Annotated in this window: 8 protein-coding genes; 6 read left to right on the top strand and 2 right to left on the bottom strand. The window is 62.2% G+C overall.

All coding sequences use genetic code 11. The features are described 5' to 3' along the window. Window positions 1-109: 109 nt before the first annotated feature. The 5 genes from ACWTU7_RS01340 to ACWTU7_RS01360 all read left to right on the top strand — a co-directional run bounded on the left by ACWTU7_RS01340 (window position 110) and on the right by ACWTU7_RS01360 (window position 5,554). A complete protein-coding gene (locus ACWTU7_RS01340; protein WP_455837416.1) occupies window positions 110-955 on the top strand; it encodes a nitrilase family protein in 846 nt (281 codons plus the stop codon). 54 nt (window positions 956-1,009) lie between these two features. After that, complete coding sequence (locus tag ACWTU7_RS01345; protein ID WP_455837417.1) at window positions 1,010-2,161, top strand: substrate-binding protein; 1,152 nt, start codon at window positions 1,010-1,012, stop codon at window positions 2,159-2,161. 67 nt (window positions 2,162-2,228) lie between these two features. Next, a complete protein-coding gene (locus tag ACWTU7_RS01350) occupies window positions 2,229-3,062 on the top strand; it encodes a branched-chain amino acid ABC transporter permease (protein ID WP_455837418.1) in 834 nt (277 codons plus the stop codon). Next, window positions 3,055-4,827 carry an ABC transporter permease subunit gene (locus tag ACWTU7_RS01355; protein ID WP_029356277.1) on the top strand — a complete coding sequence of 591 codons (1,773 nt, stop codon included), beginning with the start codon at window positions 3,055-3,057 and terminating at the stop codon, window positions 4,825-4,827. Before ACWTU7_RS01350 ends, ACWTU7_RS01355 begins: the two co-directional genes overlap by 8 nt. Continuing rightward, window positions 4,820-5,554, top strand: a complete 735-nt coding sequence (locus ACWTU7_RS01360) for an ABC transporter ATP-binding protein (protein ID WP_455837419.1) — start codon at window positions 4,820-4,822, stop codon at window positions 5,552-5,554. The genes ACWTU7_RS01355 and ACWTU7_RS01360 overlap by 8 nt, the downstream gene beginning before the upstream one ends. 434 nt (window positions 5,555-5,988) lie before the next feature. On the opposite strand, the gene ACWTU7_RS01365 is transcribed toward ACWTU7_RS01360, so the two are convergent. Further along, the gene (locus ACWTU7_RS01365; protein ID WP_455837420.1) at window positions 5,989-7,227 is read right to left on the bottom strand and encodes a vanadium-dependent haloperoxidase; all 1,239 of its coding nucleotides are present in this window, start codon (window positions 7,225-7,227) and stop codon (window positions 5,989-5,991) included. Between the two features lie 177 nt (window positions 7,228-7,404). On the opposite strand from ACWTU7_RS01365, the gene ACWTU7_RS01370 reads away from it, so the two are divergent. After that, complete coding sequence (locus tag ACWTU7_RS01370) at window positions 7,405-10,542, top strand: ATP-binding protein (RefSeq protein WP_455837421.1); 3,138 nt, start codon at window positions 7,405-7,407, stop codon at window positions 10,540-10,542. A gap of 35 nt (window positions 10,543-10,577) precedes the next feature. Here the strand turns inward: ACWTU7_RS01370 and ACWTU7_RS01375 are convergent, their stop codons facing one another. Then, on the bottom strand, window positions 10,578-11,531 hold the full coding sequence (locus ACWTU7_RS01375) for a hypothetical protein (RefSeq protein WP_455846483.1): 954 nt from the start codon (window positions 11,529-11,531) through the stop codon (window positions 10,578-10,580). Window positions 11,532-12,009: the final 478 nt, after the last annotated feature.

Here is a 12,009-nt window from a genome sequence, read left to right on the forward strand (position 1 = left end):
CGAGCAGGTTTGCTCATCGGCAGGAATGCCGTTTCACATTGATGGCTATGCAGCCCTTGGTTCGCGGATGACTTCCGCGCCAGGGGTTTTTTGCGTTTGGAGACAGGCTTTGACGATACATGCGAATGCGACGGCGGACCTGCGTCTGGCCTGCATCCAGTTCCAGCCGGCGATCGGCCGGCTGGACGATAATCTGAAGTCGATGGAGCGATTGATCCGCCAGGCTGCCGGTCGCGGCGCATCGGTGGTGGTGCTGCCCGAGCTTGCCGACAGCGGCTATGTCTTCGACAGCCAGGACGAGTTGGCCGCGCTCGCCGCCCCCATTCCGGATGGCCGCAGTGCCATGCTGCTGTGCAGCCTGGCAAACGAACTTAACCTGCACATCGTCAGCGGCCTTGCCGAGCGCGACAACGACCAGTTCTTCAACGCGGCCATGCTGTGCGGACCATCCGGTCCTATCGGCACCTACCGCAAGCTGCATCTGTGGAACCGCGAAAAGCTCTATTTCCAGCCGGGCAATCTCGGCCTGCCGGTGTTCGATACCGCGATCGGCCGGATCGGCGTTGCGATCTGCTATGACGGCTGGTTCCCCGAGACCTACAGGCAGCTGGCGCTGAGGGGCGCGGAGCTGGTCTGCGTGCCGACCAACTGGGTGCCGATGCCGGCCCAGGGTCAGCATCCCGAGCCGATGGCCAACATCCTGCACAAGGCGGCCGCGCACAGCAATGGCATCTACATCGCCTGCGCCGACCGCGTCGGCACCGAACGTGGCCAGCCTTTTGTCGGCAGGAGCCTGATCGTCGGCCCGACCGGCTGGCCGATCGCTGGCCCTGCCAGCGAAGCCGGCGAGGAGATCCTCATCGCCACGATCAACCTTGGCGACATCGCCCAGGCCCGGGCGCTGAGCGAGCGCAACGACGCCATCGGCGACCGCCGCAGCGACGTCTACGGATAGCCAAGAAGAAGCCGGCACCACCCGGTACGATCAACGCAAAGAAAGGGGAATACCTTGAAGAACAAAGCACTGATCGTTGCATTCGCCAGCGCCGCCCTGGCCACTTCCGCCTTCGCGGCGGACGGTCCGATCAAGATCGGCATCCCGGTCGGCCTTTCTGGCGCCAACAGCGTCGTCGCGCCCTCGGTCGTGCAGTCGGCGGAGCTGGCGGTCGCCGAGATCAACGCCGCCGGCGGCGTACTCGGACGCGAGCTTGCGCTGGAGATCGCCGACGACGCCTCCGGTGCCGCAGGCGCGCAGAAGGCCTTCGATTCGCTGGTCTTCCAGAAGGAGGTCAACGCCGTCATCACCATGGAGACGAGTGCGGCGCGCAATGCCGGCCTGCCGATCATCACCAAGGGCGACATCCCCTACATCTACACCTCGTTTTACGAGGGCAAATCCTGCAATGCCAATTTGTTCGTCAACGCCTGGGTACCCGAACAGCAGGTGCCGCCGATCGTCGACAATTTCATCAAGACGCAGGGCGCCAAGAAGTTCTTCCTGATCGGCTCCGACTACGCCTTCGGCCGCGGCATGCTGGAGTTCGCCAAGGCCTATATCGAGAAGTCAGGCGCCAGCGTCGTCGGTGAAGAATATTTGCCGATGGAAGGCAGCGACTGGACGGCGATCATCTCCAATCTGAAAAGCTCCGGCGCCGATGCCGTGATCACCTCGACGGCGGGCGGCGCGCCCAATGTCACCTTGACCAAGCAGTTGCGCGGGGCCGGTGTCACCATCCCCTACGGCAATCTGGCCGTCGATGAAGGAACTGCCAAGAGCATGGGCGCAGACGCGGCCGGAATCTTCATTTCCGCTTCCTATGTCACCAGCATCGACAGCGACACCAACAAGAGCTTCCTTGCCGCCATGCAGAAGAAGTTCGGCGCCGAACTGCGCACCCCGAACGACCTCTCGGTGCCGGAATATGAAGGCATCTATCTCTACAAGGCCGCGGTCGAGAAAGCCGGGACGACCGACACCGCCGCTGTGCTTGCAGCACTCGCCGAGGTATCCTTCACCGGCCCGCGCGGCACAGTCTCGATGAGCAAGCAGCACCACGCTCCGCTGACCATGTATCTCGGCCAGGTGAAGGCGGACGGTTCGGTCAGCGTGGTCGACAAATTCGAAGGCGTCGACCCCGGCGAACAGTGCCCGGACCTGTAGTCGCACCTGTCATCGCAACGGGGCGGCGGCCCTGCGCCGCCCCGTTCCACACTATCGGGAACCTGCCATGACGCTTCTCCTGGACATGGTGACGACGGCGGCGATCCTGTTCATCGTCGCCGCCGGCCTGCTGGCGATCTTCGGCGTGCTGAAGATCATCAATTTCGCCCATGGCGCCTGGCTGACGATCGGCGCCTATTGCGCGGTGGCAACCGCCGGCCTTGGGCTCAATCCCTGGGCGGCGCTGCCGATCGCCTTTGCCGTGGGAGCGATCCTCGGCGGCATCACCGAGCTGGTCATCGTACGGCCGCTCTATCGCCGGCCGCTCGACGCCATACTGGCGACCTGGGGTCTCGGCATTGTCATCGGCCAGCTGATCACGCTGTGGTTCGGGCGTGACGTGCAGTTCACCCCCAATCTGCTGTACGGCACTGTCGATGTGTTCGGCCTCGGCTATTCGCTCTACCGGCTGTTCGCGGTCGCCGCGGCGCTGGTCATCGGGATTGCCTTCACCTTCCTTCTCGAAGGCACGCGGCTAGGCCTGTCGGCGCAGGCGGTGATCATGAACGAGACGCTGGCGCGCGCGCTCGGCATCGACACCGCGCGCGTGCGGCTGGTCACCTTCATGGTCGGAACCGGGCTGGCGGCACTTGCCGGCGTGCTGCTCACGCCGCTGACCAGCGTAGACCCGAATATGGGCGTGGCCTGGCTGATCGGCTCGTTCATGCTGGTCATGGTCGCCGGTTCGTCCTTCTCGACTTTAGCCATAGCCTGCCTCGTCTTCGGCGGCGCACAGGTTCTGGTCAGCACTTTCGTCAGCCCCATTTTCGGCGGCATCACGGTGGCGGTCCTCTGCGCCCTGGTGCTGCGCATCAGCCCGAAGGGATTTGCCCGTGCCTGAGAGCCGTTCCATTCCGCCAAGGGTTTGGCTGCTTGCGGCGCTTGCGCTTGCGGTGGCGGTCGTCGTCATTATCGGGCCAGCGCTGTTCGACCGGTTCACGCTCAATGTGCTGACCCGCTCGATGATTTACGCCATGCTGGCGGTGACTGTCGACATTTTGTGGGGCTATACCGGCATTCTGACCTTCGGCCAGGCGGCCTTCTTCGGGACCGGCGCCTATGCCAGCGCCATGGTGCTCAGCCATCTCGGCGCAACCCCGGCGCTGTTGGCACTGGCGCTCGCGCTGGCGATCATCGTGCCGGTGTTGCTCGGTGCCTTCGTCGGCTGGTTGTCATTCGGCCACGGCTCGACTCCGCTCTATGCGACGGTGATTTCGCTCGTCGTGCCGATCGTGGTCACGCAGCTGGTGTTTTCGGGTGGCGTCTGGACCGGATCGAGCAGCGGGCTGGTCGGCTATTCCGGCCTGCCGCTCGGCTTGCCGGGCTATTTCCGGCTTACCGGCATCTGCCTCATCGTCACCACCGTTGTCGCCCTGGTCTTCACCCGCTCGGATGCAGGCAAGCTGCTCGTCGCCATTCGCGACAATGAAGCGCGCTGCGCCTATCTTGGCCTCGATCCGCAGCGGTTGAAGATCGTGCTGACAACGATCCTCGCCGGCGTCGCCGGCATTGCCGGCTTCCTCTATGCCAACGCGTCGGGTGTGGTGGCACCTGAGAACACCGGCTTCGTCTTCGGCACCGAGATCGTCATCTGGACGGCGCTGGGCGGCCGCGGCACGATCATCGGGCCGGTGATCGGCGCGATCGGCATCGATTACCTCAGCGCCCAGCTTTCCGGCGACCTGCCCTTCCTGTGGAACCTGGTGGTCGGCGCGCTGTTCGTCGTGATGATCATCCTGTTGCCGAACGGGCTGGCGCAACTGGCCAGGATGGTCCTGCCGCGCCGCAATGAAGAGCAGACCAGCCAATCGGGTAGCCCTACCCTCGCCGCCGAACCGGCCGGCAACGGATCGGAGGCCGGCAACCGCGCGCTCGCCGTCAGCGGCCTCGGCAAATCCTTCGGCAGCCTGCAGGTGCTGCAAGGGATCGATCTCGACGTTCACCCCGGCGAGTTGGTCAGCCTCGTCGGTCCGAATGGCGCAGGCAAGACGACGCTGATGCGCTGCCTGAGCGACGGCACCGAAGCCACGACCGGAACCGTCACCATCGCCGGCCAAGACATCAGCGGCATGACACCGGATGAGATCGTCGCGCTCGGCGTCGGACGCAAGTTCCAGGTGGCGAGCGTCTTCGACAGCCTGACCGTCGCCGACTGCCTGCGCATGGCACGCGCCTCGCGCAACGCGCCGAGCCTGCTCCGCCGCTCCGCCACGCTTGGACTGCCGGCGGCCGCCGCCGACATTCTGCGCTCCACCGGGCTCGACCGCATGCTCGGCCGGCCGGTGTCACTGCTGTCACATGGGCAGAAGCAGAGCCTCGAGCTCGCCATGGTCGTAGCACTCGAGCCAAAGCTCATCCTGCTCGACGAGCCTACGGCCGGGCTGACCAAGGTCGAGCGCACCACCATTGGCGCGACGCTGCAGAAGCTGACCGGCGAGCTTGGCTTTGCCGCCATACTGGTGGAGCACGACCTCGATTTCGTCCGTGACATCTCGACCAGGATCGTCGTTCTCCACCAGGGCAAGCTTGTCCTCGACGGCAGCGTCGATCAGGTCGTCAATTCCGAAATGGTCAGGACGATCTATTCGGGAGGCGCCCATGCTTGAGGCAAGACAGGCAGAGGCCAAAACCATCGCGCCGAAACTGTCGCTGTCAAACGTGTCGAGCGGCTACGGGCCGGTTGCCATCATCGAGGCGCTGTCGCTGGCCATCGCGGCCGGACAGATCTTTGCGCTGATGGGCAAGAACGGCATGGGCAAGACCACCGTGCTGAAAACCATCCTCGGCTTCGTGGCGCTGCGTTCGGGCGACATCCGCCTCGACGGCACTTCGATCGGTGGTGTTTCGCAGGCCTCGCTGATTGCGTCGGGAGTCGGCTATGCGCCGCAGGAGCAGGCGCTGTTCCAGGATCTCAGCGTGCGCGACAATCTGCGCCTCGTCTTGCGCTCGGATCACGGTTTTGCACAAGCCGTGGAACGGGTTTACGGGCATTTTCCGTTCCTCAGGGAGCGCTTGTCGCAACGGGCCGGAACGCTGTCCGGCGGCGAGCAGAAGATGCTCATTCTCGGCCGCGCGCTGATGCTGCGGCCGAAGCTGTTGCTGATCGACGAGATTTCCGAGGGCCTGCAGCCCTCAGTCGTCGAACGCATCGCCGCGGCACTCAGGGAGGAGCGCAGGACGAACGGCACGACAATCCTGATCGTTGAGCAGAACCTGCCCTTCGCCCTCGGCATCGCGGACAGCTGGGCAGTGCTGAAGCTCGGCCGGATCGACGATGCCGGCGATGTGACGGCGGGCACGGCGGCCCGCGTTCTTCAGCACCTGAAGATCTAAGACACGCGCATCCGGAAGCGAGGTCGCGGCACGAGCATTGTCCGCGTTGTGGACGGCAGCAATGCGCCTGATATCGGCCGTAGAGGGGTGCCTTGCCTCCGCCCGAAAGCGGACATCGCGGTGACAATGCTGGAGGTCGCGGTTGCACCATTTGCTGACTTTCAAGGAGCCTCTCCAAACCTGGCGTTCACGTTTCGGACAGATACGACCCTTTAACTTCTTGCAATGGGTTCTCCGACAAAGGTAGATGTTCGAGACATTGCAAAGCAGGCATTGGGGCATAGGTCCGTTCCGCATCAGCAAACAGAATACACGTACTAGAGTAATCCGAAGCGAAGCAGATGTACGATGGCAACATTCTAAATACGCGTTTCAGCGATTTTTTTGCAAATTGATTAAACAGTGCTCAACACGACTGGTTGAGAATGCCTGACCTATGGGAGTTCAAGCTGATTAATGAGAGACCGTTCCGGATCAAGTTTGCGCACGACTTCAATTGCCACGCCTTTTCCTTGAACGATCCCCGCCTCAATGTCGGCCAAATAATGGATACCTGCCAGGAAGCGAGATCGTCCCGCTTGCTGAGCCATCAACTCGAGCGTGGCTGCCCTCTTGGGCAGGTAGGACGCGAGCACATGGGATGCTGCAGTCGAAATGACGGAGTGACCCGATGGGTAAGATGGGAAGTTGGGATTTGGAATTACTGGCTCTATTTTGCTGTAAACCTGAGACGGTCGCGGCACTCCGAACGTATATTTATCCCGCCAGCAGGCGATCACAGCGTCATTGACGGCTATCATCGTCGCCCCAACGATGAACAGCTTTTGATCGAGGTCGAGATCGCTGGCTTCCAACCCATCCAGCGCGATTTGAGCCCAATGTCCTGGCGGCGTAAAAGTGCCGATGCCGTCAGCCCAGTAGAGTACTTGCGCTCTTTCTGCCGGCGATAGATTGGAGACTGCATTCCACACCAGCTCGGCCTGGCGGTCGAGCCTCCCGTAAGCGTCGGGTTTCTTCGATTGAAACTTCTCTGGGTCTCCGATGAGAAGCGGGCGGACATTGCCCCAATCGGGCCGCAAGGGGTCTGAACCTCGATCAGGATACCACTGCCCTGAAGGCGGCGGGAGGCCGACGCCCCCGCCGCTCCGCTTCCACAGTCCGTCGAGGAGCCGTGCGACGTCTTTCAGGACTACGAGCATATCCGGCTCAACTTCTGGTCCGCCTGTCGCGCACGAAACCGCCAAGACCGGATAAGGCGCCCAGAGTAGCGTGCGGCTGGTCTGCTCTTGCGCCAATCCCAGGAATAGATCGGGCACTATTCTCGCCGCTTCTTCAGACCCGAATTTCAACGCCGCATGCCGATATATCGCGTCGCTTCCGATGGCGAATGCCGCATAGAGACGACTCGCAAGGGGCGGGTCGAGCCGGTTGCGGGCAACGAACTGGAATACGGCGTTCCATCCGCATCGGTCGAGACGGGAATCCGCATGGGCGGGGGCAATTGCTGCCACGATCGCGGCACACAGAACCCACAATCCAATAGCGGAGACAAGACAAAATCGTCGAACGCAGGACCGTCCAACTAGACTATTGCTGCCTCCCTTTGCAGCATCAGAGATGCTTCTTGGAATGGACATCTGCGTACCCATACCCGTTGAAGTATAAATAATCAATGAAAGCTTGGAATATCCGACTAGATTTGTCGACCGCCGCTGAGAGAAGCCCACCTCCCGCAGACCTGTAGTCGGCTCTCCAAGGGCCGAAGAGACCGATTGTTGCTTTTCAGTGCGTAGAGTCCCCGTACGATCGGTGGTACCCTTCTCGGCTGTCAAGTTTGGGAGTGTGAGAATGTGACGGGCCTCAGGGAATGGTTGGTCTCGCTGCAGCTCGAGAATTATTGTGAGAAACTCGTCGAGCAGCGTGTGGATCTCGACGTGCTCTCAGACCTGACCGAAGCAGACCTCGCTGCCCTCGGCGTGCCGCTTGGCGATCGCAAGCGCATGATGCGGGGCATCCGGGCGCTGCGTCAGCGCGAAGCGCCTGCACCTCTGCGTACGGCCGCATCACCAGAGCCTAGCGAATTTGCATGTGCTCGATCGGGACAACTCCTACTCTATCCAAAAGAGGAATTGCGTCAGCTGAGCTTGCTGTTTGCCGACCTCGTGGGCTCGACACAGCTGGCCAAGAACCTCGACCTCGAGAGCTACCGCGACGCGATCCGCAGTTATCATCTCTGTTGCTCCGACCTGGTTCGCACAAATTTCGGCTTCGTCGCACAATTCCGAGGCGATGGTGTGCTCGCCTACTTTGGCTACCCGACCGCCGAGGAGGATGACGCCGAGCGTGCAGTCGCAACCGGGCTGCAAATAATCCGGGACGTGGCGCGGCTCGAGCTTGCCGATCATGTGCCGCTCGCCGCCCATGTCGGCATCGCCACGGGGGAGGTGCTGGTGAGCGATCTCGTCGCGGGTCGGCTGACGATTAAGGACGCGGTTCTAGGCGACACGCCCAATCTTGCCGCTCGGCTCCAGGTTGTGGCGAAGCCGGGCCAAGTCATTGTTGCTGGAAGCACCCGGCGCCTGCTTGGTAACCAATTCGATTGTTCCTTCCTCGGCAATCAGCGGATCAAGGGATTCGATAAGCCGCAGGAGGTCTGGCTCGTCCGTGGAATGAAGGCGAGTACGTCACGTTTTGCCGCGCGGTCACAGGGCCGGATGACTCCGTTGGTTGGCCGGGAGGATGAACGCGAAATCCTGCAGCACCGCTGGGACACGGCGCGCGCGGGCGAAGGACAGGTGGTGCTTATCTCCGGCGAGGCCGGGATCGGCAAATCGCGGCTGGGCGAGTGGCTGCACGACGCTATTGCCCCTGAGGCTCATTACCGCTTGAGCTATCAATGCTCGCCCAATCATAGCGGCAGCCCCCTCTTTCCGATCATGATGCAACTTGCTCAAGCCGCTGGGCTTGGCGAAGACGACAGCGTTGACGAGCGGCTCGACCAGCTTGAGCATCTCCTCGCGCAGGGGACCCAAGACGTCGTGAGTGTGGCGCCTCTTTTCGCACGCTTGCTTTCGATCCCGTTCGAACACCGCTATGGGCCCCTTGATGAGCCGCCCGAAGCGATCAAGGAGCGTACGATGATGGCGCTGCTCGAACAACTTTTCGGGCTGGCGGCGCGTCAACCCGTCTTGATCTGCTTTGAGGACCTGCACTGGGTCGATCCCTCCACCGAGGAGCTGCTCGACGTGCTGGTCGAACGGATCGGTGGAAGCCCGGTCCTGCTCCTGTGCACATTCCGGCCGGGCTATGAGGCGCCCTGGATCGGCCGCGCCGGGGTGATGCACCTGGCGCTCTCGCGGCTCGACCGGAGGCGCTCGCTGGAGCTCGTCATGCGGATCGCCTCGCACGGGCAAATACCAAAGGGCCTGCTCGAACAGATTGTCGTCAGGACGGAGGGCGTGCCGCTCTTCCTTGAGGAGATGACCAAGTCGGTTATCGAGCATAGACAGCTTTCAGTTGACGGCGCTCCGTCGGAAGTCATGCTTCCCGCATCGCTCAAGGAGTTACTGATGGCCAAGCTCGACAGCCTGTCGAGCGCCCGGGAGGTTGTTCCGCTTTGCGCCGCGATTGGTAGGAGCTTCTCGTATCGGCTTCTGGTTGCAGTTTCGGAACTGTCGGAGAAGGCGCTCCGGCCGATCTTGGACCAGCTGATACAATCGCAGATCCTGTTGCGTCGGGGCGAGTACCCCGAGGCAACCTTCACCTTCCGCCACGGGCTAATCCAGGAGGCGGCCTACGAGACCATGCTGGCGAGCCGGGCGCGAAAACTGCATGCTCGGATCGCAGATGTGTTCAACACCCAATTTGCCGAGGTTGCGGAGGCGCGGCCTGAGGTTGTTGCTCAGCATCTGAGCCGCGCCGGTCGCGTCGCCGAGGCACGCGATCGATGGAGGGAGGCGGCCGTACTTTCGATCGCCCGCTCGGCCCACATCGAGGCCTGCGCCCACCTGAACCAGGCTCTGGCCGAGAATGCGAAACTGGCTGAGAATCCGGAGCGCACAGCGGCAGAGATTGCACTGCGCGAAATGAAGCGCGAGCCGATTGAACTCTGCGGCTGGGGGTCCGAAGATATCGAGCTGAACCTGCAGCGACTCTACGAGCTACGCGAGGAGCATGGGGACAGGGATGAACTGTTCTCGGTAATCTACGGCAGCTGCGGCACGCATTTGCTCGCCGGCCGCATCCGCGCGGCCGAGGCCGACGCCGATCGCATGGCTGCGCTTTCCAAAGAGACAGGGGATCCGGCCCACGACATTCTCACCGTCCATACTCGGGCTCTCCTGGCGTTCCTCTCCGGCCGCTTTGCGGTGGCGGTTGACGGCTTCGACCGCGAGCTCTCCGCTCTCCATCCTGAGCACGCCGCCCGGATCCGGCGCCACTACATCGCCGACCCCGCGATCGTGGCTCGGGTCATGCAGGCGTGGGCTCTGACGCTTTCAGGCGATGACGCAGGTGCAACTGCGCGCATAGCCGAGGCAGAGCGGCTGATCGGGATGCAAGGGCAGAGCTTCAGCCGAATCTACGGGCTGACGATCATCGCCTCTATCCGGCAGACCCGCGGCGAAGCCCGGGCGGCCCTAGAGTTGGCCACCGCCGCCTGGCAAATGGCGCATGAGGAGCGGGTGCCGTACTGGGAGGCCTGGGCTGACGTGGTGCGCGGATGGGCGATGACGGCGACCGGCGACGTTGATCAGGGACTGGCCACGCTGCGCGACGGACTTGCGGCCTACGCCCGCACCGGCGCCCGTCAGATGCTTCCCTACGGCCGGACGCTCCTCGCCGACGCCTTCCTCAAGGCGGGGCGGATCCAGGATGGACTGGCGGTGATCGAACAGCTTGAGCAAGAGGACGCGGCCAACGAGGTCCGATTCTTCGACGCCGAGCGGTTGAGGGTAGCCGAGGCGCTGCGACCCGCAGCCGGCGCGTGAAACCACGGAAGAGGCCGCCAACTTGGCAGGTCGCGTTACTTGGTGTTGATCAGCGGCGGATTCTTGCAGCGGCCGAGACAGTAGTAGGGCGGCGCGGCCCCGGGCGGCAGGGTCTCTGGGGGATAGAACAAGAACATCATGTCGATGCAGGCTTCCGGGTCCGGCAGCAGAAGATGTCGGTAGTTGTCTCTCCAATCGCCATGATCGCGCATCATGACGCGCTCGTTCGGCTCAAAGAAGCCGTCATGATCGTGGTCTACCCACAGCCTTTCCACCTTGATCAGCACCCCCTTGGCCCAAAGCTTGTAGTTGAAAGGAGCCGCCGTCTCAGCGTTGACCGGAATGTCACCGCCGGGGAACACGTTGTTTGGATCCGCGGTGTTCTTTCCGAGCACTTGGAACACGTTGTCGCCGATCCCAACTTCGTATCTGAAACGGTCGATGTCGACGGTGCCGTTGGGCATCCCGATGTTGATCTGGGTCGTAACGTTGAGGTAACCGCCCTTGTCTTGATGGTCGAAGAAATAACCGTCGATGTGACCACGCGCGTCTATGATGATCTTGAGGTCAGGCTCGAACATGCCGGCGGGCGACTTGGCTTCTGCGGCCTTGAGCAAGGCATGCCCGAAGATGCCGCCGAGACCGGTGAGGCCCCGCGACATGTTCTCTCGGCTCCTCCCATCGCCTTGCCGGATCTGATCGATCAACTGTCCGATCGGGAGTTCCTCGATCAAGTCGTCGCGCATGCTCCTTAGGATTTGGCGAAGTTTTGTTTCGTCGTCGATTGCCTGCTGAAAACTGTACATGGGTAACGGCGTCGGCAGCTTCTCCGCCTGCGCGGCCTGCCCGGCCTGCGGGGACATCGGCTCGACGTCCCCCGTCATCAGGCGGGTCGGTTCGTAATAGCCGTTCTGGGCAGCAACCGCCGAAGCAGCCAGCGCGGCCATAGTAGTCAGCCCGAGCAGGAGCAGCAGCTGGTTGGGCCACATGGTGTATCCTCCTAAAACCCATGGCAACGAGAGAAAGACGCTAGCCCGGGCAGGAAAGCACTCTTGCAAAGCGCTGGCCCCCTTCACGCAAGGCTCTAGCATAACAATTCAGGAAAGGAGCGTCAATTTTCACTGGATTCTTCGTTGTTTCCTCAAGACATTTGGCAAGACGTAGAGAGAATTTAAGCAAACAATCCTACAACTACACGCGTAGTTGAACCCACAAGTGAAAGTGGGAGCAGACGAAGCTCAGCAAAACGGACACTCGGTATCACACCCCGACAGCCCGTGGAGACGTTGATAGTCGGCCCTGAAGTCCGAGACGCGTCCGACGGGTGTGGCCGCCACCGCGGTGTCCAAGATGAATTGGCATGGCTCTTCTCCCAGCCGTGTGCGCTTAAAGCGAGCCGGTGAATTATAACGGTAAGCAGGGCCTCACTAATGTTTTGCCGGTCGGCGTTGCTGACTTTCATTCTCT

Source organism: Mesorhizobium sp. BHscii (assembly GCF_053848065.1).